25 protein-coding genes and 2 pseudogenes are annotated in these 26,422 nt (G+C 67.0%); 12 read left to right on the top strand and 15 right to left on the bottom strand.

The features are described 5' to 3' along the window. Positions 1–612, bottom strand: coding sequence for a TetR/AcrR family transcriptional regulator (locus RJ1_RS24685; RefSeq protein ID WP_005250938.1), 612 nt, complete (start codon positions 610–612; stop codon positions 1–3). Positions 613–915: 303 nt separating this feature from the next. On the opposite strand from RJ1_RS24685, the gene RJ1_RS24680 reads away from it, so the two are divergent. Beyond that, a complete protein-coding gene (locus RJ1_RS24680) occupies positions 916–1,992 on the top strand; it encodes an AraC family transcriptional regulator (RefSeq protein ID WP_083400633.1) in 1,077 nt (358 codons plus the stop codon). A gap of 43 nt (positions 1,993–2,035) precedes the next feature. Here the strand turns inward: RJ1_RS24680 and RJ1_RS46025 are convergent, their stop codons facing one another. The 10 genes and pseudogenes from RJ1_RS46025 to RJ1_RS24635 all read right to left on the bottom strand — a co-directional run bounded on the left by RJ1_RS46025 (position 2,036) and on the right by RJ1_RS24635 (position 10,241). Beyond that, the gene (locus RJ1_RS46025; protein WP_143048925.1) at positions 2,036–2,239 is read right to left on the bottom strand and encodes a hypothetical protein; all 204 of its coding nucleotides are present in this window, start codon (positions 2,237–2,239) and stop codon (positions 2,036–2,038) included. A 41-nt stretch (positions 2,240–2,280) separates the two neighbouring features. Beyond that, a complete protein-coding gene (locus RJ1_RS24675) occupies positions 2,281–3,105 on the bottom strand; it encodes an SDR family NAD(P)-dependent oxidoreductase (protein WP_073364788.1) in 825 nt (274 codons plus the stop codon). A gap of 294 nt (positions 3,106–3,399) precedes the next feature. After that, positions 3,400–3,786 carry a carboxymuconolactone decarboxylase family protein gene (locus tag RJ1_RS24670; RefSeq protein WP_073364787.1) on the bottom strand — a complete coding sequence of 129 codons (387 nt, stop codon included), beginning with the start codon at positions 3,784–3,786 and terminating at the stop codon, positions 3,400–3,402. Between the two features lie 32 nt (positions 3,787–3,818). Then, a pseudogene (locus RJ1_RS45420) lies at positions 3,819–4,135 on the bottom strand (AMP-binding protein); the annotation flags it as partial. 60 nt (positions 4,136–4,195) lie between these two features. Continuing rightward, entirely contained in the window at positions 4,196–4,858 is a 663-nt protein-coding gene (locus tag RJ1_RS24660) for a 3-oxoacid CoA-transferase subunit B (RefSeq protein WP_073364784.1), read from the bottom strand. Position 4,859: 1 nt separating this feature from the next. Continuing rightward, a complete protein-coding gene (locus RJ1_RS24655; RefSeq protein WP_073364782.1) occupies positions 4,860–5,657 on the bottom strand; it encodes a CoA transferase subunit A in 798 nt (265 codons plus the stop codon). Next, positions 5,654–6,253 carry an RBBP9/YdeN family alpha/beta hydrolase gene (locus RJ1_RS24650; RefSeq protein WP_073364780.1) on the bottom strand — a complete coding sequence of 200 codons (600 nt, stop codon included), beginning with the start codon at positions 6,251–6,253 and terminating at the stop codon, positions 5,654–5,656. The genes RJ1_RS24655 and RJ1_RS24650 overlap by 4 nt, the downstream gene beginning before the upstream one ends. A gap of 14 nt (positions 6,254–6,267) precedes the next feature. Further along, a complete protein-coding gene (locus RJ1_RS24645; RefSeq protein WP_073364778.1) occupies positions 6,268–7,605 on the bottom strand; it encodes an MFS transporter in 1,338 nt (445 codons plus the stop codon). A 137-nt stretch (positions 7,606–7,742) separates the two neighbouring features. Beyond that, a complete protein-coding gene (locus RJ1_RS24640; protein WP_073364776.1) occupies positions 7,743–8,810 on the bottom strand; it encodes a beta-keto acid cleavage family enzyme in 1,068 nt (355 codons plus the stop codon). 481 nt (positions 8,811–9,291) lie between these two features. Further along, positions 9,292–10,241, bottom strand: a pseudogene (locus tag RJ1_RS24635) (pyridoxamine 5'-phosphate oxidase family protein). Positions 10,242–10,391: 150 nt separating this feature from the next. Between RJ1_RS24635 and RJ1_RS24630 the strand changes: the two are divergent. The 7 genes from RJ1_RS24630 (at position 10,392) to RJ1_RS24600 (ending at position 17,454) form a co-directional block, all read left to right on the top strand. Continuing rightward, a complete protein-coding gene (locus RJ1_RS24630) occupies positions 10,392–11,543 on the top strand; it encodes an acyl-CoA dehydrogenase family protein (protein ID WP_073364774.1) in 1,152 nt (383 codons plus the stop codon). Positions 11,544–11,665: 122 nt separating this feature from the next. Continuing rightward, positions 11,666–12,460: an enoyl-CoA hydratase-related protein gene (locus RJ1_RS24625; RefSeq protein WP_073364772.1), complete on the top strand. Its 795-nt coding sequence runs from the start codon at positions 11,666–11,668 to the stop codon at positions 12,458–12,460. A 29-nt stretch (positions 12,461–12,489) separates the two neighbouring features. Then, a complete protein-coding gene (locus RJ1_RS24620) occupies positions 12,490–13,224 on the top strand; it encodes an SDR family NAD(P)-dependent oxidoreductase (RefSeq protein WP_073364770.1) in 735 nt (244 codons plus the stop codon). Positions 13,225–13,249: 25 nt separating this feature from the next. Beyond that, positions 13,250–14,929, top strand: a complete 1,680-nt coding sequence (locus RJ1_RS24615) for a class I adenylate-forming enzyme family protein (RefSeq protein ID WP_073364767.1) — start codon at positions 13,250–13,252, stop codon at positions 14,927–14,929. A gap of 19 nt (positions 14,930–14,948) precedes the next feature. Continuing rightward, on the top strand, positions 14,949–16,091 hold the full coding sequence (locus RJ1_RS24610; RefSeq protein ID WP_073364765.1) for an acyl-CoA dehydrogenase family protein: 1,143 nt from the start codon (positions 14,949–14,951) through the stop codon (positions 16,089–16,091). 89 nt (positions 16,092–16,180) lie between these two features. Then, positions 16,181–16,843: a TetR/AcrR family transcriptional regulator gene (locus RJ1_RS24605; protein ID WP_073364764.1), complete on the top strand. Its 663-nt coding sequence runs from the start codon at positions 16,181–16,183 to the stop codon at positions 16,841–16,843. Then, complete coding sequence (locus RJ1_RS24600; RefSeq protein WP_073364762.1) at positions 16,840–17,454, top strand: hypothetical protein; 615 nt, start codon at positions 16,840–16,842, stop codon at positions 17,452–17,454. The genes RJ1_RS24605 and RJ1_RS24600 overlap by 4 nt, the downstream gene beginning before the upstream one ends. Here RJ1_RS24600 and RJ1_RS24595 read toward each other — a convergent pair. The 4 genes from RJ1_RS24595 to RJ1_RS24580 form a co-directional block, all read right to left on the bottom strand. After that, positions 17,451–17,684, bottom strand: a complete 234-nt coding sequence (locus RJ1_RS24595; protein WP_073364760.1) for a hypothetical protein — start codon at positions 17,682–17,684, stop codon at positions 17,451–17,453. The genes RJ1_RS24600 and RJ1_RS24595 overlap by 4 nt on opposite strands. Positions 17,685–17,769: 85 nt before the next feature. Further along, on the bottom strand, positions 17,770–18,009 hold the full coding sequence (locus tag RJ1_RS24590) for a response regulator transcription factor (RefSeq protein ID WP_240319906.1): 240 nt from the start codon (positions 18,007–18,009) through the stop codon (positions 17,770–17,772). Between the two features lie 131 nt (positions 18,010–18,140). Beyond that, the gene (locus RJ1_RS24585) at positions 18,141–18,896 is read right to left on the bottom strand and encodes an IclR family transcriptional regulator (protein ID WP_073364812.1); all 756 of its coding nucleotides are present in this window, start codon (positions 18,894–18,896) and stop codon (positions 18,141–18,143) included. Beyond that, positions 18,893–20,347, bottom strand: coding sequence for an APC family permease (locus RJ1_RS24580; protein ID WP_174695015.1), 1,455 nt, complete (start codon positions 20,345–20,347; stop codon positions 18,893–18,895). The genes RJ1_RS24585 and RJ1_RS24580 overlap by 4 nt, the downstream gene beginning before the upstream one ends. A gap of 422 nt (positions 20,348–20,769) precedes the next feature. Between RJ1_RS24580 and RJ1_RS24575 the strand changes: the two genes are divergently transcribed. From RJ1_RS24575 to RJ1_RS24560, 4 genes are all read left to right on the top strand, one after another. After that, positions 20,770–22,275 carry an aldehyde dehydrogenase family protein gene (locus RJ1_RS24575; protein ID WP_073364810.1) on the top strand — a complete coding sequence of 502 codons (1,506 nt, stop codon included), beginning with the start codon at positions 20,770–20,772 and terminating at the stop codon, positions 22,273–22,275. A 211-nt stretch (positions 22,276–22,486) separates the two neighbouring features. Beyond that, positions 22,487–23,977, top strand: a complete 1,491-nt coding sequence (locus RJ1_RS24570; RefSeq protein ID WP_073364754.1) for an APC family permease — start codon at positions 22,487–22,489, stop codon at positions 23,975–23,977. After that, on the top strand, positions 23,974–25,920 hold the full coding sequence (locus tag RJ1_RS24565) for a primary-amine oxidase (protein ID WP_073364752.1): 1,947 nt from the start codon (positions 23,974–23,976) through the stop codon (positions 25,918–25,920). Before RJ1_RS24570 ends, RJ1_RS24565 begins: the two co-directional genes overlap by 4 nt. 5 nt (positions 25,921–25,925) lie before the next feature. Next, the gene (locus RJ1_RS24560; RefSeq protein WP_073364751.1) at positions 25,926–26,369 is read left to right on the top strand and encodes a hypothetical protein; all 444 of its coding nucleotides are present in this window, start codon (positions 25,926–25,928) and stop codon (positions 26,367–26,369) included. Positions 26,370–26,422: the final 53 nt, after the last annotated feature.

Raw genomic sequence — 26,422 nt, 5'->3', positions numbered from 1 at the left:
TCAGGTGCGACGCAGCCCGTCGAATGTCAGCTCGACGACGGCGTCCGCGAGATCGGCGACCGTCCCGCCGGTGCGGGGGCGGTACCACTCGATCAGCGAGTTGACCGTGCCGAACACGAGTCGGCTGGTGAGCGCGGGATCGATTCCGGGCCGCAGGTCGCCCTCCTCCGCCGCAGCGACGACGAGGTCGCTGACGAAGGCGTCGAACTCGCGGCGGCGGGCGAGTGCGCGGCGCTCCACCGCGGTGTTGCCGCGCACGCGCAGCAGCAGGGTGACGTAGGGGAGTTCGGCGGCGAGGACCTCGACACTGCGACGGACCAGGTACTCGAGACGGTCGATGTACCGGCCGCTCGTTGCCTTCTCCTCGGTGGTGACCGCGAACAGGGCGTTGAGTGCGCGCGACAGTGCCAGTTCGAGCAGCTCCGACTTCCCGGACACGTGGTGGTAGATCGACGACTTCGTGATTCCCAGGCGCTGGGCCAGCACCTCCATGCTGGTGCCGTCGTAGCCCTTGTCGTTGAAGACCTTGACGGCGACTGCGAGCAGCGAGTCGAGGTCGTAGCCGGGACGTCCGGGCGATCCGGTCTTCCGTGCGGGGCGTGCCGTAGTCATGCGCGCAATCCTTCCAGGTGCAGTAGTCCACCGCATCGGTGCGCCGCCGTTCGGGGGAGCCGACCGAAGGTTCGGTTGAGGTGAGGATACCGCGACGACCGCAGCGGCGGTGAACCACGTACCTGGCCCTTGACCGGGTAGGGCGCGCACGCACGAGGGCGGGGATCCGCCTGCCCCGGGCACGTCGACCCGGGCACGTCGACCCGGGCATGTCGATACGGATGATGGTCGAGTTCGGCCGCCAAGAACGACTACAATTGACCTCACGGGTCAGAATCTTTGACTGTTCGGGACAGGGTGAGGATGCAGTATCTGGTGCGCAATGCCGTGCTCAACGGCTATGTCAATCTCATGCTGACTCTGGGGCGGGACCCTCTCCCAGTGATGCGCTCGGTCGGGGTCGATCCGGCCGCGCTCGGTTCCGGTGACGGGTGGCTGCCCGTCGACTCGGTGTCGCGGCTGTTCGAGTTGTCCGCCGCCGAAACCCGGTGCGAGGATTTCGGGCTTCGGCTGGCGGCGGCCCGAGGGATGTCCAACCTGGGTCCGGTGGGGTTGATCGCGCGGGAGGAACCGGACGTGCGCAGCGCCTTGGGCATGGTTCTGCGGCATGTCAATTTGCACAACGAGGCGCTGCGCGCCCGGCTGGTCGAAGCGAACGGGCTGGCCACTGTGCAGGTCGACACTGCCCCGGGTGTCACGTTCGGTCGGCAGGGCATCGAGATCGCCGTCGCCTCGGTCTGCCGGATCCTGCGCGAGTTGCTCCACGACGACTGGGAGCCGTTGACGGTGTGTTTCGTGCACGACGCTCCGGCGGTCTTAGGCACACACCACCGTATCCTCGGCCCCCGAATCCAGTTCGGGCACACCCTCAACGGGATCGTCGTCTACGCGCGCGACCTCGATGCCGTCAACGCGATGTCGGACCCTTTGCTGCGGCCCTACACCCGGCAGTACCTGGAGGCGCTCGTCCCGCCCGAGGACACGACCACCGTTGATCGCGTCCGAACCCTGGTCGAGTCGCTCCTGGCGACCGAGCGGTGCTCGGCCGCGTATGTCGCCCGCAGCCTCGGCATGGATCGGCGAACACTGCACCGCCACCTCACCCGGTCGGACGCGACGTTCTCTTCGCTGGTGGATTCGGTGCGGATCGATCTGGCGCAACGCTACGTCGCCCGCCACGACCGATCCTTGACCGACATCGCCGGCGAACTCGGATTCTCCGCGCTCAGTTCGTTCTCGCGGTGGTTCAAAGACCGCTTCGGATGCAGCCCGAAAGCCTGGAAGGCGGCGCAGGATTCGACGTCTCCCGCAGTCGGCACCCCCACCCGCCGGCGTCCCGAGGGCTCGCTCCGACCAGTCACCCCCTCTGCCCCGGAATAGATCCGGGCTTGCGGCACCGCACCGCTCACCACTGTCACGACGATCAGTGCACCGTCATGAAGACCCACGGCGCCCGGACCCGGCGCCGCCGACCCGTCGTCGGTGCCCCGTCACCGACGTAGACCAGGTAACCGAGGACCGCCGCCACGAAGAAGGCGACGATCGTCACCAGCGCTGCGGCGAGGTCGACGAACACCGCCAACCACAGCGCGGCAAACCGAGTACGGCAATCAACCACCTCAATCACCCGGTATTCTTCTGCGCCTGCGGGATCAGGTGAACCGTCCGTCAGATGACCGCGCCCCCGTTGGGGCTGATGACCTGGCCCACCAGGTAGTGAGAGTCCCCGGCGAGGTAGACGGCGAGAGAGGCGTACTCTTCCGGCCGCCCGAGACGGCCGAGCGGGATGATCTGGTACAGGCTATTTCGCTGCTGATCGGTCGCTCGGGCGAGATACTCCTCGAATTGTGGTGTCATCACTGCCCCGCAGGCAATCGCGTTGACACAGATGTTGGCGCCGGCGACATCCAGTGCCACGGTCTTGGTGAAGCCGGCGACCGCAGCCTTGCTTGCGGAGTATCCCGGGCTGTGCGTGCTGGCCGCGGAGATGCCCGCGATCGACGCGATGTTGATGATCCGGCCGTACTGCTGGGCCTGCATGAACGTCAACGCTTCGCGGGTGCAGTAGAAGGTTCCGTGGACGTTGACATCCCACCACTTGAGCCAGTCCTCGTCGGTGAGGTCGCTGGTGATACCGAGGGACCGCCGCGGCGTCGGCGTGGTCAGGTGCGCGTATTGCCGGTTGCGCCGCTCCTCCTCGGCGGGAGAGTTCGGTACCAGAGCAGCGTTGTTGACCAGGATGTGCACGGTGCCGAACCGCGCTACCGTTCGGGCGAACATCTCTCGAACCGCGGCGCTGTCCGAGACGTCGCAGCTCACAGGCAGGCACTGTCGGCCGCGTGCTTCGATTTCTCCCGCAACGTCCGCCAATTTGTCCGCCTGGATGTCGCAGGCGACGATGTCCGCACCCTCCTCGGCCATCGCCACCGCGATGGTTCTCCCCAGTCCTTGGGCCGCCCCCGTGACCACCCCCACCTTGCCCTGCAGCTTCATCTCGGTTTCCTTTCGTCTCCTGGCCGGCTCTCGTAAGTCCTCGACACCGGAAGGCCCTGCCGCGCTGCGGTACTCGCTCGTTTCTCGACAGTCATCGGTCCGCTGCAACAGCAGGATGCTCCGGCCACCTGGCATGCCCTACCTCAGAACCAGAGACCCCGCCGTACCCGCACCACGCTCGGAGTCCCTCGTCTGTGAGGTTGCGAGGTCAACTGGGCACCCATATGCACGCGTTCACCCATAGCCACGTCCAAGCAGTACGACGCAGCTTCAGCTTGACGGCTGACCGCAGGGTCAGTTGGCCGCCTGACGGCGCTCGTGCGCGGCCATCTCCTCGACGAGTATCGGGACGCCGAGGTTGCAGGAGTGGATTCCCACGACGGTGGACAGTTTGAGCACCTCGAGGATCTCCTGGGGTGTCACCCCGATGTCCAGCGCGGCCTGGATGTGGCGTCTGGTGCCCGGCGCGTACATGTGGGTGGCGGCGGCGTCGACGGCGATGCACAGCAGTTGGATGACCTTCGGCGAGAGAACTCCACTTCGGTAGGGCTGCATCGCCATCTTCATGTATAGCTCGGTCCAGTCCGGGTCCATCTCGTTGAGCCCATCCCAGAGTGGATTCCAGCTGCCGCCGGCCTTCATCGCCTCCACCACGGGATGGCTGTTTTCGTTCTGGGTCATCATTCCTCCGAAATGGTTGGGTGGTGCGGGAATCAGTGGGCAGCCTCAAAACGGACGAGTTCGCGCCTGAGGAACTTTCCGGTCGCTGTCATCGGTAACGCCGCGACGAATTCGATTCGGCGCGGGCAGTGCCGCTCGTCGGGCAGTCCGACTACCGCTGCCAGCGAGACGGACTCGTCGGTCATCAGCACCTCCTCGATCTCGCGGGGTAGACATTGAACCCCTTCATTACGTTGTGCCCGCGCAGCGCGATCTCTCCCACCTGGCCTTCTCCGGAGACCGTGTTCCAGTCCTGGTCCGCCAACCGCGGCTCGACGCCCCAGACCGGGCATCCGATCGAGCCGGACCGAATCTTCCAGCAAAACACACAAATTGAGCATCAGGCCCACTTTCAAGACTCGAATGGGGGTCACACGACAGCGGCGGCGGTGGCGGCACGGACGTGGGTCTCTGTCACGCCGGGAGCGCATTCGCGCAGAACGAGGCCTTTGTCCGTGACGTCGATGACAGCGAGGTTGGTGATGATGCGGTGTACCACGCCTGCCCCGGTCAGCGGCAAAGTGCAGGCCGACAAGATCTTCGGCGCGCCGGATTTGTCGGTGTGCTCCATGAGGACGATCACTCTGGCGGCGCCGTGGACCAGGTCCATGGCACCGCCCATGCCCTTGACCATCTTTCCCGGGACCATCCAGTTCGCCAGGTCGCCGGTGGCGGAGACCTGCATGCCGCCGAGTACCGCGACGTCGATATGGCCGCCGCGGATCATCCCGAAGCTGGTCGCGGAATCGAAGAATGACGCGCCGGAGTTGACGGTCACCGCCTCCTTGCCGGCGTTGATCAGATCCGCGTCGACCTGGTCCTCCGTGGGATAGGCGCCAGTTCCGAGGATGCCGTTCTCGCTGTGCAGGGTGACCGTCACACCGGCAGGCAGGTAGTTCGGGATCATCGTAGGCAACCCGATGCCCAGGTTCACGTACTGTCCCTCGGACAGTTCCAGGGCCGCCCGAGCGGCCATCTCATCGCGCGTCCAGCCGACGACCTCGGGGGTCGCCGAATCAACAATCGTGGTCATCTCAGGTGGTCCTCTTGCCGTTGCCGTTGCCGTTGCCGTTGCCGTTGCCGTTGGCGGTGGTTACGGTGCGTTTTTCGATCTGTTTTTCCTGCGGCCCGGTCTGCACAATCCGGTCGACGAATATCCCCGGCAGGTGCACGTGGTGCGGATCGAGCTGACCGGGCTCGACGAGTCTCTCGACCTGAGCAATGCACACCTCGCCCGCCATCGCCGCGACTGGATTGAAGTTCATCGCGGCCTTGCTGAAGATGAGGTTGCCCGCGGTGTCGCCGACGAGCGCGTGCACCAGCGCGTACTCCGCCTTGATGGACTCCTCGAGCAGATACCTCCTGCCCGCGAACTCGCGGACCTCTTTCGGCGGCGACGCGAGCGCAACGGATCCGTCTGCGCGATAGCGCCAGGGCAGCCCTCCGCCCGCAATCGGGGTGCCCACACCCGCGGGGGTGAAGAAGGCCGGGATCCCGGCGCCGCCGGCGCGGAGCTTCTCTGCGAGGGTGCCCTGTGGGGTCAGCTCCACCTCGAGCTCTCCGGAGAGATACTGCCGGGCGAACTCCTTGTTGTCCCCGACATAGGATGCCGTTACACGGCGGATCCTTCTTCCCTCCAATAGGATTCCCAGCCCGACGCCTTCCACTCCGCAATTGTTGGTGAACACCTCGAGGTTCGTTGCTCCGGCCGCGTCGATGGCCTTGATCAGCACGTCGGGAATGCCGCATGCGCCGAATCCGCCGACCGCCAGGGACGTTCCGTCCTGGATGTCTGCCACCGCGGCGGAGGCTGTGCCGAATACCTTGCTCATGAGGTGGCTACCTTTCGAACCTCGAGTAGCTCCTCGATGAGCTCCTCTGCATGTGGCCAATTTCCGTATCCGGAGGCCGGATTCAGGTGCCCCACGTCTCCGAGGTCGACCAGCCGACCGCCCCACGCCTCCGCCATGCCGGCCACTCGGCGGCGGCTGGCCAGCGGATCGTTCGTGCTGGCCGCGACGATGCTCGAGAAGGGCAGCTTGCGGCGGGGGATGGGTAGCCAGCCGTTGCTGTCGAGGTCCCCGAGTGTCGGATATCCCTCGGGGGGTTGCTGTTCCAGGTCGGGGGGTGTCGCCAGCAGTGCGCCGAGGACCGGCCGGGTCGTCTGCTGAGCCCAGTGCACCGCGATCATGACGCCGGCGCTGTGGGCGACGAGCACGATCGGACCGTCGACGTCCTCGGTCACGGCGTCGAGGGCTGCTGTGCGCGCGCTCAAACTGAGCTTGTCGTTCTCGAGTGGAGGCACGATACGGACCCGGTCGAGCTTGTTCGCCAGCAAGGTCTGCCAGTGCTCTTCGACGTGGTCCCGCAGTCCGGGCACGATCACGACTGTGGGAGTCGGGGGGTCGGTGGGGACAGGGTGGGCCATTGTGGTCTCCGGTGTTAGTTGGTGATGTTCGAGGCGCCGCCCGGCCGCAGCTGCTGTAGCTTGCGTAAGCCGGCGGGGAATAGGCGTCGTCCCAGTAGCAGTGCTGAGGCCGCGGGGATGTATGCCAACGGCGAGAGCCTGAGCGCGCCGAGCAGGCCCAGGTGGTCCGCCAGGATCCCGATGATGAAGGGGCCCAGGGCCAGGCCGAGGAGACTGTTGGCAGAGGTCGCCACGCCCATCGCGGAGGCGCGGAGGGTGGTGTGCGTGAGGTTGGCGACCATCGCGGCGGCCGGGCCGGAGGAGCCAGCCGAGAAGAAGGCGCCGACGCCGATCAGGGCCAGCTGGATGGGGCCGTTACCCATGCTGAACCCAAGCCCCAGACAGCCCAGCGCGATGACGCAGTAGATGATCGCCGAGGTCCACTTCGTGGCCGGGCTCTCGCGGCTGACCCGGTCGGTGATGAGACCGCAGACCACCATGCCGCTGCCGATGAGCAGCACGAAGACGGACGCGACCACTCCGGCCTTGTCTGGGGCCAGGCCGTAGTACCGGTTGAAGAAACTCGGCATCCAGGCCAGTAGGACCGCTGCCGTGAACATCTGCAGTCCGCTGCCCACGTAGGTCCACACGACTGCGGGGTTGGTGAACAGGCTGGACAGGGGGGCACGGTAACCGTCCGGCGTGTTCGGGTCGCCGATCGCGGTAGGCGGGCCCTCAATGGCATATCGGGCCAGCTTGCCCTCCGACACCAGGGCGCGGAACAGTGCCACCAGGATCAGGCCGAAGATCGCCATGGCGGCGAAGGACCAGCGCCAGCCTAACTGGACCGCGATGAACCCGCCGATCGCGACGCCGATCACCGAACCGAACGATCCGCCGGACATGAATGCTCCGGCGAGGGCCGCGTGGACGCGGGGCGCGAAGACGGTGAGCGCTACGGCGATACCGACACTGCCATAGGCCGCCTCGCCCACACCGACGAGGAAGCGGGCGCCGAGCATCTGCTCGTAGCTGGTGGCGATCGCGCACAGCAGCGTCGCGACGCTCCACAGCACGGCCATCAGGACCAGACTCCGGATCCGTCCCCAGCGATCCGCCAAGATCGATAGAGGTAAGGTCAGCAAGCCCACCATCAGCGCAACGATGCTGTTCAGGGAGGCGAGGTGCGAGTCAGAAAGGTCCCACTCGGCCTTGAGAATTGGGAAGACGGCGCTGAGCACCTGGCGCGACATGTAGTCCGACAGCAGTAGGCCGAAGGTCAGTGCCAAGACCACCCAGGGGAAGATCCGTCGCTTCCGGCTGGATATGAGAGTTGGGGTGTCGACCTCGATAGGTTCACCTTGCAGCACCATGGGCTACTTCCTTGGGGTTGTTGCGAAAAGTTCGAGATTGTGTCGAAAGCGCGGGGCCGATCGGCTGGTCCTTCGGACGGGCAGTGCGTTGGGGGCACGGGCGATGTCACCGTGCCCCACCGTCTCGTGATGTGTAGCTACACGTTCTGGTGCTGGGCGTAGTGGGTGAATCCCACCTGCCCCGGCCGGCGATTCGGCGCGTAACCGGCCTTCGCCAGCGTCTCGTCCGCATCCGCGTAGCTCTCACCGATCCGGTAGATCTCGCGGGCCTCCTTGGCGGTCGCCACTTCCCGGCCGAGCTCACCCGCGACCCGCACCAACTGGCGCACCTGTTCCGCCGAGGTGATCTTGCCGCCCCGCGGCGCCCACAGATTGTCCTCGTTGCCGCACCGGGGGTGCAGGCCCATCGCGATCGCCATCGTGTTCATCGGCAGCACGCTGCGCATCAACGTCTCGAGCGTGAGCGAGGCGCCGTCCGGGACTCGGCGAATGAACTCCATCATGTTGTACGGGTTCGGTCCATCCAGCCCGCCGCCGATCGCTACCCACGTGATGTTGAGCGGGCCGGTGTAGAAGCCCCGGCGGACCAATCGCTCCACGGTCTCGAGCTGCGGAATGCTCCCAAGCTGGAAGTGCGGCTGAATACCCGCGGCCTGCAGACGGCGCAGATGCTCCTCCACCCAGGTCGGGCCGGCAGGCACAGTCATCTCCCGGTAGGTCTCGACCAGTTCCGGACGCGCCAACGACGTTCCGCGCGTGTCGTTCTCGGTCATCAACTCCATGATGTTCATCTGGCCGGTATTGATCGCGATCGTCACCTGGTCCGGCGCCGGATCGAGCTCGGCCAGCATGTGCCGGGTGTCATCGCTGAGCCACTTCGCCTCCGCGCCCTCGCCCTCGGGGGCGAAGGAGATCGAGCCGCCGATCTGCAGGATCATCTCCGGCACGGCCTCGCGCAGCCGGCCCAGCAGCTCGTTGAACTTCGACAGCCGCTTGGAGCCCTTCCCGTCGAGCTCGCGGACGTGGATGTGCAGCACGGTCGCGCCGGCCTCAAAGCAGTCCACAGCCTGCTGGACATGCTCGTCCATCGACAACGGCAGGTCCTCGGGAAAGTCGTCGACCTCCCACTCCGGGCCGTACGGCGCGACAGTGATGACGAGCTTGTCTTGGTTCTCCGGGAACAGGGCATCATCGTGAAAATGCATGAAGAACTCCAATCGAGAGGGATAAGGGTTGGCACGAGCCGGTCGGATGCCACCGGTGACGTCTTCCAACGGAGATCGGAGCGGCCACTCGTGCTCGATCTCTAGCGACGTGCCCGGCCCACACCACTTGAGGTGATGGATGTCACGATAGCTGGCGCAGGGTGGTAACTTTTGACCAACCGGGACAGAAAACTTGACTATCTGGGGCGAACTGGCGGCCGCTCCACCGTATTGGCCTTACGGACGCTCATCCGCGACGGCATGCCTGTGGCCCTCGCCGTCGAATTGCGCGGGAGTCACAGGCGGCGCCGGAGCCACCTGGGTTGCAGGGAGCAGGACGTGGTCGATCGCCTCGCGGGCATGTCGCCGCTCGAACGACTGGGCATGCCGACCGATATCGCCGAGGTCATGTCGATCCTCGCCGGCCCTGCGCGCGGGGGTAACGGCCAGATCATCTACGTCAACGGCGGCGTCGTCCGAATCAGTGGCCCGGGGTCTGGGACCGGCCCTCCTTGCGGGCCTTCGCCAGCCCGCGCCGGGCCAGGAAGCCGTTGGCCAGGAGCATGATCGTCTTGTTCGGCGGCGCGGCGAACCCGCCTCGGTGTGCGGCGCGTACACCGCCTCGGTGCCCGTGACCTCGATCCACCCGGTGTTCTGACGCGATTCGAGGCCGATGAGCTGGGCGCGATAGGAGTGCGCGAGCAGGCCGGCGCGGCGGCCGCCCTGGGGCACACCGACGGGAACGGTCAGGCGGACGCCGTCGCCGCCCGCCGAGTTCACGTCGACCGGCGCGATGGCCGGATAGCCGTCCGCCTGACGATAGGCGAGCAGCCGGTGCGGGAGCTTCCCGGCGCGCTCACCGACCTTCGCCGCATCCACCCGTGGGCCGGTGCCCTTCTTCGGCGGCGCCTGGGGAGGCGCTTCGACGCTGGGTAGCGGTGCGCCGAAGACCTCGGGACTTCCCGTCATGCGCAGGTCGGGCCAGACCACGACCCGTGCCACCGCGACCGTCACGGGCACGCGGTCGGTGTAGTACGCGCTGAGCCAGCGGTCCCAGAAGATGCCTCGGCGCGGTTCGCCCGTGTACGGCACCGACTGCCGGCCGATGTCGTCGAGCAGTTCCCGATCGGGGGTGGGGTCGAAGGTCGCCTCGCCCTGCACGAGCACGTACCGCCGGTTGCTGTCGTCGCCGATTCCGTGTTCCCGCGCGTGGTAGGCGAGCGCTACCCGCGGTTCGTCCCGGACGCGGTCGAGTTTGCGGCCGAAGCCGAGCGAGGTGGTGAATCCGACCGTGCCCCTCTCGCGGTCGCACAGCCCGAGGGGCGCCACCGCCGTCACTACGGTCCCGCCTGCAGGAGTGACGTACGCGAACCCGCAGGTCAGATCGCCGCGGATGACCTCATCGACCTCGTCCGACCAGGTGACCGGCATGAGTCGAGCCTACTCACGGGCGTGGCGTCGGGCGAGTGTCTGGAGTCGATACAGGGTTGACGTCCCCGCGCGGTGAATATAGCTTCATTTTTAGTGAGTTACTGCTCACATTCAGTGATCGTGCATTCATCGCGGCATCGAGGAGCATCCATGGACCTGGCACTGACCGAGGAGCAGAAGGAGTTCCGGCAGCTGGCCCGCGACTTCTTGAACAAGGAGGTCGTCCCACACCGCGCCGAATGGGACCGCGCCGAATCGGTGGACACGTCGATCGTCCCGAAACTCGCCGACATCGGCTTCTTCGGCATGACCATCCCGGAGGAGTACGGCGGACTCGGCGGCGACTACATCACGTACTGCCTCGGGATGGAGGAACTCGGGCGGGCCGACTCCGCCGTCCGGGGCATCGTGTCGGTGTCGATGGGACTCGTGGGCAAAGTGATCCTGTCGCACGGCACCGAGGAGCAGAAACACGAATGGCTCCCCCGCATCGCGTCCGGGGAGGCGCTCGCCTGCTTCGGGCTCACCGAGCCCGACAACGGTTCCGACCCCGGCAACCTGAAGACCAGGGCGGTGCGCAGCGGCGACGACTACGTCATCAACGGATCCAAGATCTTCATCACCAACGGCACCTGGGCGAAGGTGTGCCTGGTGTTCGCGCGCACCGGAGGTCCCGGGCCCAAAGGGGTTTCGGCCTTCTTGGTGCCGACGGACACGCCGGGCTTCGAATCGCGGGAGATCCACGGGAAGCTCGGGCTCCGCGGGCAGGCGACCGCCGAGTTGTCCTTCACCGACGTGCGCGTGCCGGCGAGTTGCCTGCTCGGATCCGAGGGGCAGGGCTTTTCGATCGCGATGCACTCGCTGGACAAGGGGCGTGTCTCGGTGGGAGCCGGATGCGTGGGGATCATTCAGGGCTGCCTCGAGGCGGCCGTCGACTACGCCCGCGAGCGCACGCAGTTCGACCGTCCGCTCGCATCGTTCCAGCTCGTGCAGGACCTGATCGCCGACATGTCGGTCGACGCCGACGCCGGCCGGCTGCTCACCTGGCGGGCGGCCGACCTGATCGAGCGCGGTGAGCCCTTCGGCACGGCCGCGTCGAAGGCGAAGTACTTCTGTAGTGAGGCCGCGGTGCGCGCCGCCAACAACGCACTACAGATCTTCGGTGGGTACGGGTACGTCGACGAATATCCCGTCGCCAAGTACATGCGTGACGCGCGGGTGATGACGCTTTACGAGGGCACGAGTCAGATCCAGAAGCTGCTGATCGGCCGCGCCGAGACCGGAATCAGCGCCTTCCTGTAGTCGTCACGGGTGGGGTGACCCTTGACACACCCCATCGAGTGAATATACGTTCATTTCTATCGAATAACAGTTCACAGAATCTGAACTGACTCTCATTCCAGGCTTCCGAGGAAGGAATCACCGTGACCGATTACGAAGACATCACCTACGAGGTCGACGGCCCGGCTGCGATCGTCACGATCAACCGCCCCGCCCGCTACAACGCTTTCCGCGGCAAGACCGTCGAGGAACTGATCAAGGCCTTCCGCTCGGCATGGGCCGACGACACGGTGCAGGCGATCATCCTCACCGGGGCGGGGGAGAAGGCCTTCTGCACGGGCGGCGACGTGAAGCAGCGCGCAGAGACCGGCGACTACGGGCCCACCGAGAGCGGAATGTTCGAGATCGGCAATCTGCACAAGCTCATCCGCGACGTCCCCAAGCCCGTCATCGCGGCCGTGAACGGCATCGCCGTCGGCGGCGGCCACGTGCTCCACGTCCTCTGCGACCTCACCATCGCGTCCGAGACGGCGAAGTTCGGCCAGGCGGGTCCCCGAGTGGGCTCCTTCGATGCCGGCTTCGGCTCCGCGTTCCTGGCGCGCGTCGTCGGCGAGAAGCGTGCCCGCGAGATCTGGTACCTCTGCCGCCAGTACGACGCGATCACCGCCGAACGCTGGGGCCTGGTCAACTGGGTGGTCCCCGCCGACCGCCTGCTCGACGACGCCAAGGCCGTCGCCGCGGAGATCGCCGAGAAGAGCCCCACCACCCTGCGATTCCTGAAGCAGTCGTTCAACGCCGACACCGACCATCAGGCCGGGCTGAGCAACCTCGCGATGTCTGCGCTCGACCTGTTCACGCACTCACCCGAGGGGCTCGAGGGCGCGGCGGCGTTCTCGGAGAAGCGCAAGCCCGAGTTCAACAAATTCGTGAACGCCTGAGTCCGAAACGCACGGGAAGAGGAAACACCATGAGCAACAACATCGCAGTGGTCACCGGCGCAGGATCCGGCATCGGCCGGGCCATCGCCCTCGCGCTCGCCGAGCAGGGCGACCGGGTGATCGTCGCCGACCTCGACCTGCAGGCCGCGGAAAAGACGGCAGCCGACCGGCCCGACCGGCTCTTTCCGATGACCGTCGACGTCGCCGACCGAGCGCAGGTCGACGCCCTGCGCGACCGGGTGACGGCCGAGGTCGGCGTCGCGAACGTCCTCGTCAACGCGGCGGGATGGGACCGCACCGATCAGTTCCTCAACGCCACCACCGAATTCGCCGAGAAGGTCGTCGCCATCAACTACCTCGGGCCCGTGCACATGTGCAGCGCGTTCCTCCCCGGCATGGTGGCGGCGGGGACCGGCGGCCGGGTCGTCAACCTCGCGAGCGACGCCGGCCGAGTCGGCAGCGCAGGTGAGAGCATCTACGCCGGTGCGAAGGGCGGCGTGATCGCGCTGTCGAAGTCGCTGGCGCGGGAGATGGCCCGGTACCAGATCAACGTCAACTGCGTCTGCCCCGGGCCGACCGACACCCCGCTGTTCCAGGCGCAGGAGGAGAAGCTCAAAGAGGCTCTGGTCAAGGCCATTCCGTTCCGCCGACTGGCCCGGCCGGAGGAGGTTGCGGCGCCGGTCCTGTTCTTCGCGTCCGAATCCGCATCGTTCATCACGGGCCAGGTGATCAGCGTCAGCGGTGGCCTCACCATGGCCGGCTGACCGGCACCGGGACGGAGGACTCATCATGATGTACACATACGATGCCCACGCCTATCGTCAGTACTTCGAGCACGACTTCACCTATCTGAACGGCTTCCGGCGCAACACGCACCGGTACGCCGATCGACTCGCGATGCAGTCCCCGTCGACCGGCGAGAGCTGGACGTACGCCGAACTCGGTGATCGCGTGGACCGGCTCGCCACCGGGCTCGCCCGGGCCGGCGTCACACCGGGCGCCGTCGTGTCGTACCAGTTGTTCAACGGTCCCGAGTTCGCCCAGCTGTACCTGGCCGGGCAGGCCTGCGGCGCAGTCGGATCCCCGATGAACTTCCGGCTCGCACCCGGCGAGACGGCCTTCATCCTCGACGCCAACCGTCCCACGGTGTTCGTCTACGACACCGAGATCGGTGACATGGTGCGGGACGCGTTGGCGCGCTCCACGCACAAGCCCGCTCTCGTCGTCGCCGTCGGTCCGGGAGAACCCCTGCAGGGAAGCGGCTGCGAGGTGATCCGATTCGACGAACTCGTGGCCGAGTCGGCGTCGCCGCCGGAGGTGACGCGCACGGTGTGGGACGAAACCACGCGGCTGTTCACGTCGGGAACCACCGGCATGCCCAAGGGGGTCCCGCTCAACAGCATGATCGAGATCTTCAGCGCTCACGACGTGATCATGCACTTCCCGCTGTCCGCCGAGGACAAGACGCTGAACATGACCCCATGGTTCCATCGCGGCGGACTGTACTGCGCCGGACCGAATCCCACGTTCTACCTCGGCGCCTCGCTGCTGCCGATGCGCAGCTTCGACGCCGAGGTCACCCTCGACTACGTCGAGGAGCACGGGCTGACGTTCCTGATCGGCGCTCCGACCAACCTGGCGATGCTCGCGCGCGCCCAGGAGGAGAAACCCCGAGACCTGTCGAGCCTCAAAGGAATCGTGACCATGGGTGCGCCCCTCGAGCGGGACGCCGCACTGCGCTACCAGAAGGTCCTGAATCCCCGCATCTTCAACGGTTACGGAAGCACCGAAGGATTCTGGAACACTTTCCTCCGGCCCGCCGACCTGCCGGAGAAGGCCGGGACAGCGGGACGGGCCTGCATCGACGACGACGTCGCCGTGGTCAAGCTGTTCGACGACCGCCTCGCCGACGCCCATGAGACGGTCGCCAAGGACGGCTCCGAGATCGGTGAGGTCATCGTGCGCTCCCCGAAAGGCGCGGTCGCGTACTTCGATGCGCCGCAGCAGGAGAAGCAGAAGTTCCGCGACGGCTGGCTGCACATCGGCGACCTCGCCACCTGGGACGACAAGGAGTTCGTGACGATCGTCGGACGCAAGGACGACATGCTCCTGTCCGGCGGTGAGAACGTTCACCCGGTGCAGATCGAGGAAGCGCTGGGCGGGCACCCATCGGTCACCGATTCGCTGGTGGTCGGCGTTCCGGACGACAAGTGGGGTCAGGTCGTCGTCGCCTACGTCGTCACCACCGCGCCGGCCCCGACCGCGGACGAACTGGACGATTTCTGCCGCCGCCACCCGATGCTGTCGCAGTTCAAGCGCCCCCGCGCCTACCGCTTCGTCGACTCGCTTCCGGTGTCGGCGACGGGAAAGAAGCTGCACTACAAGGCCACCGACACCGCGCGCAGGGAGTTCGAGAGCGGGGCATTCGTCGTCCCGAGTGCCCGCGGATCCCAGACCGTCGGCTCGTAAAGGACAGGAGACGAACACCATGACCATCGGCTACGAGTCCGAACACCATCAGTTCCGGGACAGCGTCCGCAGCTTCGTGCGCGAGCGGATCGTTCCGCACCACGAGCAGTGGGAGAACGACAGCTGCCTCGACCCGGCGTTGTTCACCGAAGCGGGTAAGCGTGGGCTGCTCGGCTTCTCGGTTCCCGAAGCGTACGGCGGCCCCGGAGTCGAGGACTTCCGCTACAACGCGATCGTCGTCGACGAGGTCAACCGGGCCGGCGCCGCCGCCGCGGGTATCGCGTTCTCGCTCCAGAACGATGTCGTGCTGCCGTACCTGACGGACATGACGACCCCGGACCAGAAGGCGCGATGGCTGCCCGGGACCGTCACCGGGGAGACGATCCTCGGCATCGCGATGACGGAGCCGGGTACCGGCAGCGACCTCACCGGCATCCGCACCACAGCGGTGCGCGACGGCGACCACTACGTGGTGAACGGCAGCAAGACGTTCATCTCCAACGGCCAGAACGGCACGCTGTTCGTCGTCGCCGTCCGCACGTCGGCCGACAAGCACAAAGGGTTGTCGCTGCTCATAGTCGAGTCGGACACACCCGGGTTCTCCCGTGGTCGCAACCTCGAGAAGATCGGACTGCACGCCCAGGACACGAGCGAACTGACGTTCACCGACATGCGCGTCCCGGTAGCCAACCTGCTCGGCGAGGAGGGGCAGGGCTTCTATCAGCTGGTCCACAATCTGCCGCAGGAACGCCTCTCGCTGTCCGTCGGCGCCGTCTCGGCCGCCGAGGGGGTGCTCGTCCAGACCCTCGAGTACGTGAAGGAGCGCAGCGCTTTCGGACAGCCGATCGCCGGTTTCCAGAACACCCGGTTCGTTCTCGCCGAACTCGCGACGGAACTCGACCTGGCCAGGACGTACCTCGACGACTGCATCCGGCAGCACGTCCGCGGCGAGCTGACCCCGGCCAGGGCCGCGCGGCTCAAGTGGTGGACCACCGAACTGCAGGTCCGGGTCGCCGACCGCTGCCTGCAACTGCACGGCGGGTACGGGTACATGCGGGAGTACGCGGTGGCACGCGCGTTCGTGGACGCGCGGATCCAGACCATCTACGGCGGCACCACCGAGATCATGAAGACGATCGTCGCGAAGGATCTCGGAATCTGACCCGGGCCGCACTGCCGACCCGGGTCAGCGCGAGATACTGTGAATACCCATTCACCGCAGATTCTGCCGGCAAGGAGAGGTCATCTGTCATGGCGAAGGACACGTCCGCCCTTCCACTCGACGAAGCGGTCCGCGCCGTCCGCGTCAGTTCCCGACGGCGGCAGGTGCTCGACGCCGCCGTCACCGTGATGCAGCGGACGGGCTTCCATCAGATGTCCATGCAGGCGCTGGCCGACGAGGCCGAGGTGAGTGTGGGGCTGATCTACAAGTACTTTGGTGGCAAGGAGGAGATCCTCCTCGCCACGATCGTCGACATCCTCGATGCCTTCCGTGATCAGCTCGAACCCGCGATGGACGCGGCAGGCACCGACCCCATCGAGCGGCTGGTGGCCGGGTTCCGCCGGTTCGTCGAGATCGTCGACGAGAACCTGGACGCCGTCGTCCTGACGTACCGGGAGAGCCGGACGCTAGACCCGGAGGGACGCGAGAGGATCAAGGAACTCGAGGTGGCGACGTCCACGCCGCTCCACGACGCCCTCGTGGCGGCGATCGCCGCGGGCGTCGCGAGTGACCTCGACGTCGACCTCACCACCTTCGACATGATGATGCTCGCGCACGGGTGGGCCCTCAAACACTGGCACTTCGCGGCCCGCTACACCGTGGACCAATACGTCACGGCGCAAACACGATTCATTCTGCGGACCGTGCTGGCAGACCCGAGTGCCGCCGCGTATCGCCACCTGACCGGATGACCCGATGGCGTTTCGACGGTGAGATCACGGGCCTCGGCACCGGGTCGGGCGTCCGCATCGTCGTCGGCCACTGGGCGCGATCGCCGCTCGGTGAGTTCACCGACGTGATGGTCGAACTCGCCGACGGGCACCGCGTGCTCCTCGCACCGTCGGACGCCGTCCGAGATTTCGTCACCGCGACGTACACCTTCGACCGGACGGTGATCACGCCCGTCCACTACGCGCGGGCGGGCGACAGCCGGGCGGTCCGGGCCGGCGACCTGCACGTCCGCTTCGATGTCGGCGCCCGCACGACGCTCGGGCGACTGCTGCATCTGCTGCCGGTGGCTGTCGCGAGCGCACCGTGGTTCTGCGCGGTCAGCGACCCGATCGCCCGCGTCGCGCTCCGGGGTGTGCGCACCCGCGGCACCGCAGGCAACGGCCGACGTGAGTTCTACGGGGCCATCGATCAGCGGCGACTGACCGGTATGGCCGCATCGTGGCGCGGCGAAGACCTCGGCGTGCTGCGGCCGGTGGCCCCGCCCGTCCGATTCGGGTTCGGTTCCACACCGCGGACACCCGCCACCACGGCCGTCGTCACCACGATCGTCGACCAGTCGAAAAGGACTTAGTCAAAAAGGGTGGGCGCGTCTCCCGGCTGATCGCCGGCGGCCGGCTCGACCTCGCCCGCCGGGCTCGTTGCCTTGTGCACCACAGACAGGGTCGTCGTCCGGACCGAGAGTCGATGTCCGTCGGGATGCTGCAGCGAAGCCAAGCCCTTGCTGATCTCCACCACCAGCCAGGGACCGGCGTGACCGGATGCCTGCACCAGATCACCCACCTGTATCTGTACGGCTACCACCGCTTCCTCCCAAGGTTTACTGCATCGGCCTGTGCCCAGCGTAGCGACATCGGCGGGTGTCAGCCGTGTGACAGGAACTTCCTGTTCACAACTCGCCGAGGGTGACGATTCCGTCCTGGAGGGCGCGGATCAGCAGTTCCGTCTTGTTGGCCACCGGTCGGCCGAGCCGGGCATATTTGGCCCGGATCCGAATCAGGTGGGTGTTGATCGTGCCGAGGCTGATCCCCAGGTCGGCCGCCGTTGCCTTCTTCGATTCACCGAGAACCCAGAGGCGGAGAATTTCGAGCTCTCTGGGGGTGAGCGACGGTCGACCTCGCCGGTCCACGGCGGGAGTCGGGCCGTCTGCCGTTGTCGGACACATCGAGGACCCCTGTCGATCGGCACGTGACTGCGGTGCAGAGGCTTCTACCCCTGCCACCGAACATTCGGCGCTGTCGTCGGAACGGATGGGTTCGACTACGCCAGGAACGGTGCCAGCCGCTCCGCGTGCTCGCGGAGCGAAGGCACATGTCGCAGCATGAGGTGTTCGTGATCGACGTGCCCCGACAGCGCCAGGCTGCCGATGAGGGCCCCGGTCCCGGACCGGACGGGTACGGCGACGCACGCCGAACCGTCCCGGAGTTCCGCGAGTTGGGTCGCGAAACCCTGGCTGCGGATCAGGTCCAGGTTCGCGAGTAATTCGCTCCGCGCGACGATGGTGCGGGCCGTCAACGCCCGCGGCTCCCACCGCGGAATCACGGATTCGAGTTCCGACTTCTCCGCGAGCAGGAGTTTGCCGACGGCACACGCGTACAGGTGCTGATTGAGAAAGGCCTCGTCCTCCGGCGGAGGGTATTCGGGGTCGGCCTCGGCCGTGCGGACCGCGACGTTGGTGAAATAGAAGAGATGGACCCCGAACCGCACCGACAGTCGTAATTCGGCGAGAACCTCACGCGCGGCGGCGCACACGGTGGGCACGACCGCGGCGTCGACGAGGATCCCGATCTTCTGGCCCAACGCGAACCCGGACAGGTCGGGGAGCCGGACCACATAACCCTCGCCCACCAGAATGTTGAGCAGCCGGTACGTGGTCGCGGACGGCATCGACAGGCGGGCCGCGATGTCCTTCGCGGTGACACCCGAGCCGGCGCGGGCCACCTCCTCGAGCACCCGCAGGGCGCTGGTGACCGCCTTCGGCTGCCGCCCCGAGAGGGCTCTGTCGTCGGCGCTCACCGGCGCACCTCCCACGGCCGGTACCGGCCCAGCACGTCCTCGGCCACTGCCTCGTCGTACACACCCATCCGTTCTCCGATTCCGGGGGATCGCCGGGCGCGGATCGCGAAGACCGCGGCGCCGAGCAGCATCAGAAGCACATAGACCGCGGTCGCCGCGCCCGCGACGTACGTTCGCGAGAACGCCGCCCACCCGACCAGGGCGACCATCGCCGTCGCCGCCAGCACGCCGATGATCAGCGGAAGCCGGGTCAGTTCGCCGATCCGCCGGAGAAACGCCGGCGTCGCGACGCACAGCAGGACGTACGCGAGAACGTAGCCGTGCGCGGAGACGGCGAGCAGCCCGATGAGGACGTCGCGGCTCGAACCGCTGACGAACAGGTAGAGGACGGGCACGGCGACGATCACCGGCATCGCGACCGCCAACGCCACGTGCGGGGTGTGGAACCGGTGGTGGGTCCGGCCGAACACGCTCGGCACCACCCCTTCGCGGCCCATCGCGAACAGGGTGCGCGACAGCGCCGTCGTCGAACCCAAGACGCACGCGAACCAGGAGGCGGTGATGCCGAGTTCCATCACGATCGACAGCGTCGACGACCCGGCGCCGGACGTGTCGGGCAGGGTGAGGACGATCGGCAGCGAATCGACTCCCTGCCGCACCGGTTCCGGCAACTGCAGGGCAGCCGCGAACACGTACAGCACCCCCAGTGCGATGGGGGTCCACCTGATGGCGCGCGGGACCGCGACGAACGGGTTGCGGGCCTCGCGTGCCACCGTGCCCGCACTCTCGAAACCGACGAACGACGTGATCGCGAGCAACACCGCGAACCCGACCGCGGAACCCGATCTCGCGCCGCCCGCCGACGCCGTCGCGCCCTCGCGCACCGACTGGACGAACGCGACTACCAGCGCGGCGGACGCGGCGACGATCGCGAACACCTCGATGGCGAGCATGATCCGCGCCGACAATTTCACGCCGCGCACCATCAGCAGCAGGGCCAGCAGCCCGACGATCGCCGCGAGGACCGCGATGAGGGTCGGACCGGTGGGGAGACCGACCCGGCCGAGCAGGGCGGCGAGGTAGCTCGCGGCACCGAGCGTGCTCGCCATGGCCGCGGCGGCGTAGCCGATGAGCAGCGACCAGCCGCCGCCGAAACCGGGCACCGGCCCGAGTCCCTTCACGATGTAGCTGTAGAGGCCGCTGACCGCCACCATCCGGGTGGCGAACTGTCCGACACAGTAGCCGACCGCCGTCATCAGAATCGCCGCGGCGACGAACACCGCGATGGTGGCCCGGCCCGCGTCGGGGATGACGAGCGCCGGCAGCGTCACCATCACGGCCGACGGTGCGACCGCCGAGACGGACTGCCCCAGCACCTGGACGAAACTCAGGCGCGCCCGCTCGAGACCGGCGACCGGTGATCTGCTTCTGATTCTCGGTGTACCGGACACCACGCACCTGCTCTCCACACTTTCTGGCCGGCCCGCGCGGGTGATCAACCCGGGGGCCGCATGAGTTGCACGCTAGCGCAGGAGGCGAGCGGGATGCGCCGATCGCAATTAATTTTCGATCACCTCGAATGAGAATGGCCGGAGAATACGTTCCCCATTTCGCAGGCGGCGCCGGCGCGCATGGCGGATCAACTGGGCCGACCCGAAAAGTCGAATGAGAATCGCCGCCGCTGTGGCCGGAAAAGTCGAATGAGAATGCCGCAGCCGCTGATTCCCATCCGGATTTAGTAGTGACCGGCGACACATTCTGGGTTTATCGTGGGTTCAGGCGGCAGCACGACGAAGCGCATATCGACGCCAAACGTGTTCTGCAGAAGCCGGATTCAATCACAGATTCATTCACTCCCATCGAAGAGGACATGATGACTGCAGTCGTTCACTCCCCAGCCGGACTCGACCCCCGGGTCGTCGACTTCGTTTCGTCGCCGAAGCGCATGTTCGTCGACGGCCGCTGGGTGGACTCGGCGTCGGGCCGGACGTTCGAGACGGTCGATCCCGCCACCGGACAGGTGATCACGACGGTCCCGCACGCCGGCATCGAGGACGTGGACCGCGCGGTGGCGGTGGCCCGGCGGGCCTTCGAGTCGGGGCCGTGGCGCTCGCTCACCCCCGCCGAACGCCAGCGGATCCTCTGGAAGATCGGTGAGGGGATCCTGGCCCGGGCCGATCAGTTCGCGCAGCTCGAATCCATCGACAACGGCAAGTCCGTGGCGGTCGCGAAGGCCGTCGACGTGACGTGGGCGGCGGAGATCTTCTTCTACTACGCAGGCTGGGCCACCAAGATCGAAGGCCGCACCATCCCCGTGTCGGTGCCGTGGGCGCCCGGGGCCCGATTCCATGCCTTCACCACCCGCGAACCGGTCGGCGTGTGCGCGCAGATCATCCCCTGGAACTTCCCGCTCGTGATGGCCGCGTTCAAGGTGGCCCCGGCGCTGACCTGCGCGAACACCATGATCCTCAAGCCCGCGGAGCAGACCCCGCTCACCGCGCTGCTCCTCGCCGAGGTGATCGCCGAGGCCGGCGTCCCCGACGGCGTCTTCAACGTGCTCACCGGTTTCGGCGATATCGGCGCGGCGCTGTCGAGTCACGACGACGTCGACAAGGTCGCGTTCACCGGATCCACCGAAGTCGGAAAGAAGATCGTCAATGCCGCGTCGGGGAACCTGAAGAAGGTGTCCCTCGAACTCGGCGGCAAGAGCCCGCAGGTGATCTTCTCCGACGCCGACCTCGAAGCCGCGATCCCCGGGGTCGCCAGTGGGTTCCTGTTCAACCACGGCCAGGCCTGCACGGCCGGAACGCGTCTGCTCGTCGAGGACCGGATCTTCGACGAATTCACCTCCGGAGTAGCCGATTTCGCGAAGTCACAGAAGATCGGACCGGGCCTCGACCCCACCAACGACATCGGACCGCTGATCTCCGCGGAGCAGCTGGGCAAGGTCACCGGATACATCGATGCCGGACTCGCCGACGGTGCCCGCGCGCTCTCCGGCGGCCGGCGGCACGGCGACACCGGTTACTACGTCGAGCCGACCCTGCTGGTCGACGTGAACCGGGACTTCAGCGTGTACCAGGAGGAAATCTTCGGACCGGTCGCCGTCGCGGTGCCGTTCAACCGTGACGAAGGCATCCGTGCCGCGGCCAACGACACCCCCTACGGTCTCGCCGCCAGCGTCTGGACCCGGGACGTCTCCCGCGCCCACGAGGTGGCGGCCGAGATCAAGGCGGGCACGGTGTGGGTGAACTGCCACAACGCGTTCGACACCGCACTTCCGTTCGGCGGCTACAAGCAGTCCGGATGGGGCCGCGAACTCGGTGAAGGCGCCATCGGCGAGTACACCCAGACCAAGTCCGTCAACATCGCACTCTAAATTTCTGCGCGGTGACCGTCGACCGGCGGTCACCGAGGCAGGCGGGCTCGACCGGTGTCGAATGAGAATCGTCCTGCGTGCGTTCTCATTTGCTGTCGACCAACTGTGACGCTGCGGCAACTGCACCGACAACCCGCAGTCGGAGTCTTGACCCGGAGCTCGCCGCGGAGCATCCACGCAGATCCTCTCCTCGTGAAAGTCGAAGGAAGCCATGACAACCAATGCCCCAACGCACAGCAGTGCAGTCGGTGACGGTGCGCCCCGCAGACTGGCCGGCACGCTCGGCCCGGGCGCGATCGTGTTCATGGTCGTCGCAGCGGCGGCCCCGTTGACGGTGATCGCCGGAACGGTTCCCCTGGGTATCTCGGCGGGCAACGGCGCCGCGTACCCCGCCTCCTACATCGTCTGCACGGTGGTGTTGCTGTTCTTCGCCGTCGGATTCACCGCGATGGCCAAGCACCTCCCGGGGGCGGGCGCCTTCTACACCTACATCACCCGGGGACTGGGCAGGCACGCAGGGTTGGGCTCCGCCTTCCTCGCGCTGCTGTCCTACACCGCCGTCCAGGGCGCGGTCTACGGGTACATCGGAGCGGCCGTCAACGATTTCGTGACCGCCCACGGTGGTCCCGAACTCCCCTGGTACGTGTGGGCCCTGGCCGTGACGGCCGTGGTGGCGATCCTCGGATACCGGCACATCGACCTGTCCGGCAAGGTGCTCGGTGTCCTCCTCGTCTGCGAGGTCGGGATCGTCCTCGTCATCGACGCGGCCGTCATCGTCCGCGGCGGCGGCGACGAGGGATTCTCGACAGCGGCGTTCCATCCCGGCGAATTCTTCTCGGGAGCACCCGGCATCGCCCTGATCTTCGCCATCGCCGGATACATCGGATTCGAGGCGACCGCCGTCTTCCGTGACGAAGCCCGCGACCCGGCCCGCACCATCCCCCGGGCCACCTACCTGGCGTTGCTCGTCATCGGCGGCTTCTACGCACTGTCGAGCTGGGCCATGGTCAGCGCGTGGGGCGACGAGGGCGCGGTGGCCATCGCGACGGAGAACCCGGAAGGCATGATCACCGAAACCGCCACCCGCTACGTCGGCGCACTCGCCGGCGACCTCGTCCAGATCTTCCTCATCACCAGCCTGTTCGCCGCCCTGCTGTCCTTCCACAACGTGCTCTCCCGGTACATCTTCTCCCTCGGGAACAGCGCGGCCCTGCCCGCCGGATGCGGCCGCTCCCACGCCAAGCATGCGTCGCCGTACATCGCGTCCGTCGTGCAGACGGTGTCCGCGCTCGTCCTGATCCTCGCGTCCGCCGTCGCCGGACTCGACCCGGTGACCGAGGTATTCGCGTGGTTCGCGGGAGTGTCCTCCGTCGGTGTCGTCGCACTGATGACCCTGACGTCCGTGGCCGTCCTCGTCTACTTCCGCCGGACACGGGTGGACCGGCGCCTGTGGAACACGGTGATAGCACCTCTGCTCGGGCTCGCCGGGCTGGCCCTGCTGCTGGTCATGACCGTCGCCAACCTCCCGCTTCTCGTCGGCGGGTCCAGCACCCTCGCCGCCGTCATCGGGGTTCTGCTCGTAGGAACCTTCGCCGGGGGAGCGGCCGTCGCCGTCCTCCGACCGCACGCCGCACGACACGAAACCGCTGCGCCGCAGCACATCACGAACGACACCATCACCGACAAGGAGATCGCACGATGAGCACCGCCACCACCGAGACCCCGGCCACCGTGGGTTCCGCCGCCCCGGATCATCCGCTCAGTCCGCTGTCCGCCGACGAAATCCGTTCGGCGAAGTCCCTCCTCGTCGACGAGGGGCTGATCGGTGAGAGCGTGCGCTTCGTCTTCGTCGCACTCGCGGAGCCGCACAAGTCGACGGTCCTCGCGTTCACACCGGGAGATCCGATCGAGCGTCGCGCCCGGATCCTGCTGCTGGACCGCTCCACGGGCATCGGCACCGACCTCGTGGTGTCGGTGACGGAGAACCGCGTGATCAGCTCGACGTCGGTCGATTCCGCCACCGACGGTCACGTGCCGATCCTCGACGAGGAATTCGAGGACATCGAGGCCTTCCTGCTCGGCAGTTCGGACTGGCTCGCCGCGATGGCGAAGCGGGACATCGAACCGTCGAAGGTCCGGGCGGTTCCTCTGTCGGCCGGCGTGTTCGGTCACGAGGACGAGGTCGGGCACCGCATCGTCCGCGTGCTCGCGTTCCACCAGGAGGACAAGGCGGATCTCCCGTGGGCACACCCCATCGACGGGGTCGTGGCCTACGTGGACCTCACCGAGCGTCGCGTCGTGAAGGTGGTCGACGAGATCGAACTGCCGGTGCCGGCCGAACGCGGCGAGTGGGACGCCGCACCCCACCAGACGCCCACCCGCACCGACCTGAAGCCGATCGAGATCACCCAGCCCGAGGGGGCCAGTTTCTCCGTCGACGGCAACGAGATCACCTGGGCCGACTGGAAGTTCCGCTTCGGGTTCGATGTGCGCGAGGGCCTGACCCTGCACCAACTCTCGTTCGACGACGGTGGCGTCGAACGTCCCGTGATCTACCGGGCGTCGATCGCCGAGATGGTGGTCCCGTACGCCGACCCGTCCCCGGTTCGATACTGGCAGAACTACTTCGATCAGGGCGAGTACCTCTTCGGCCGGTACACCAACTCCCTCGAACTGGGCTGCGACTGCCTCGGCGAGATCCAGTACTTCGACGTCACCATCGCCGACGAGGCCGGAGACCCGCGGGTGATGAAGAACGCGATCTGCCTCCACGAGGAGGACTACGGCGTCCTGTGGAAGCACACGGACATGTTCAACGGCATGGCCGAGACCCGCCGCTCGCGTCGCCTCGTCATCTCCTTCTTCCTCACCATCGGCAACTACGACTACGGGTTCTACTGGTACCTCTACCTCGACGGCACCATCGAGCTCGAGGCGAAGGCCACCGGAATCGTCTTCACGTCCGCCTACCGCGGGCCGGAGGGATTCTCCACCCAGATGGCGCCCGGGCTCGGTGCCCCCTTCCATCAGCACCTGTTCTCCGCTCGCCTCGACATGGCCGTCGACGGTAATGTGAACACCGTGGAGGAGGTCGATGCCGTGCCCGTCCCGATGGGTCCGGAGAACCCGTGGGGCAACGCCTTCCGCTGCCAGAAGACCACACTGACCACCGAGTCGGAGGGGCAACGCACCGCCGACAACCTGAAGGCCCGCGTCTGGCACATCACCAATCCCACGAAGCAGAACCGGCTGGGGCAGGACGTCGGGTACGCGCTGCACCCCGAGGGGCAGCCGGTGCTCCTCGCCGACCCGTCGAGTTCGATCGCCGCCCGCGCCGCGTTCGCGACCAAGCACCTGTGGGTCACGCAGTACGACGAGTCCGAGCGCTATCCCGCAGGCGACTTCGTCAACCAGCACCCGGGACAGGCAGGTCTCCCGACGTTCGTGGCCGGCAACCGCGACATCGAGGGCGAAGACCTGGTGCTGTGGCATACGTTCGGGCTGACACACTTCCCCCGGCCCGAGGACTGGCCCGTCATGCCCGTCGACTACGCCGGGTTCACGCTCAAGCCGGTCGGATTCTTCGACCGCAACCCCGCTCTCGACGTGCCCGCGAGCACCGCGAAGCACTGCTGCGAAGGCTAGACACCGTGTCCCTCGCCTTCGCCGTGACCGCCCGCCGCACCAGCCACTGGTGGCGGCGGGCGGCCGCGGCCCTCGCGGTCGCCGCGGCCGGACTGCACGCCGCCTCGCTCGGTGAGCACGCGCCGTCGCCGATGGTCGGTGTGGTGACGGTCGCGATGATCCTCGGGTGCCTGTACTGCGCGCGGCATCTGTGGGTGCGCGGTTCCCGGCGGGACTGGGGTCTCGTCGCGATGATGAACGTGGGCATGATCGCCCTGCACCTCACCGTGATGACCCCCGGCTCCGGTGGCGGCCACCACGGGCACACGATGCACGCGGCGGCGTCGGCTCCGATGACCCATGCGATGTCACCCGCCATGTCGGCGGCACTCGTCACCGCGGCGATCGAAGCGGTGATCGCCGTGACGGTGCTGTTCTACACCACTCGGCTCGATCAACCCCCCACGTGAGTGGGAATGTGTGCCCCGGCACGCATTCCCACTCACATGGGGGGTTGCGGGAC

Source organism: Rhodococcus jostii NBRC 16295 (genome assembly GCF_001894825.1).
GTDB classification, from domain to species: domain Bacteria; phylum Actinomycetota; class Actinomycetes; order Mycobacteriales; family Mycobacteriaceae; genus Rhodococcus_F; species Rhodococcus_F jostii.
The sequence above is the reverse complement of the archived record's forward strand: the minus strand, read 5'-3'. Positions and strand labels throughout refer to the sequence as shown.

Bases quoted from the DNA above. Each gene is read 5' to 3' on its own strand.
- RJ1_RS24685 (WP_005250938.1), bottom strand. From the start codon at position 612: ATGACTACGGCACGCCCCGCACGGAAGACCGGATCGCCCGGACGTCCC.
- RJ1_RS24680 (WP_083400633.1), top strand. From the start codon at position 916: ATGCAGTATCTGGTGCGCAATGCCGTGCTCAACGGCTATGTCAATCTC.
- RJ1_RS24675 (WP_073364788.1), bottom strand. From the start codon at position 3,105: ATGAAGCTGCAGGGCAAGGTGGGGGTGGTCACGGGGGCGGCCCAAGGA.
- RJ1_RS24670 (WP_073364787.1), bottom strand. From the start codon at position 3,786: ATGACCCAGAACGAAAACAGCCATCCCGTGGTGGAGGCGATGAAGGCC.
- RJ1_RS24660 (WP_073364784.1), bottom strand. From the start codon at position 4,858: ATGACCACGATTGTTGATTCGGCGACCCCCGAGGTCGTCGGCTGGACG.
- RJ1_RS24655 (WP_073364782.1), bottom strand. From the start codon at position 5,657: ATGAGCAAGGTATTCGGCACAGCCTCCGCCGCGGTGGCAGACATCCAG.
- RJ1_RS24650 (WP_073364780.1), bottom strand. From the start codon at position 6,253: ATGGCCCACCCTGTCCCCACCGACCCCCCGACTCCCACAGTCGTGATC.
- RJ1_RS24645 (WP_073364778.1), bottom strand. From the start codon at position 7,605: ATGGTGCTGCAAGGTGAACCTATCGAGGTCGACACCCCAACTCTCATA.
- RJ1_RS24640 (WP_073364776.1), bottom strand. From the start codon at position 8,810: ATGCATTTTCACGATGATGCCCTGTTCCCGGAGAACCAAGACAAGCTC.
- RJ1_RS24630 (WP_073364774.1), top strand. From the start codon at position 10,392: ATGGACCTGGCACTGACCGAGGAGCAGAAGGAGTTCCGGCAGCTGGCC.
- RJ1_RS24620 (WP_073364770.1), top strand. From the start codon at position 12,490: ATGAGCAACAACATCGCAGTGGTCACCGGCGCAGGATCCGGCATCGGC.
- RJ1_RS24615 (WP_073364767.1), top strand. From the start codon at position 13,250: ATGATGTACACATACGATGCCCACGCCTATCGTCAGTACTTCGAGCAC.
- RJ1_RS24610 (WP_073364765.1), top strand. From the start codon at position 14,949: ATGACCATCGGCTACGAGTCCGAACACCATCAGTTCCGGGACAGCGTC.
- RJ1_RS24605 (WP_073364764.1), top strand. From the start codon at position 16,181: ATGGCGAAGGACACGTCCGCCCTTCCACTCGACGAAGCGGTCCGCGCC.
- RJ1_RS24600 (WP_073364762.1), top strand. From the start codon at position 16,840: ATGACCCGATGGCGTTTCGACGGTGAGATCACGGGCCTCGGCACCGGG.
- RJ1_RS24575 (WP_073364810.1), top strand. From the start codon at position 20,770: ATGACTGCAGTCGTTCACTCCCCAGCCGGACTCGACCCCCGGGTCGTC.
- RJ1_RS24570 (WP_073364754.1), top strand. From the start codon at position 22,487: ATGACAACCAATGCCCCAACGCACAGCAGTGCAGTCGGTGACGGTGCG.
- RJ1_RS24565 (WP_073364752.1), top strand. From the start codon at position 23,974: ATGAGCACCGCCACCACCGAGACCCCGGCCACCGTGGGTTCCGCCGCC.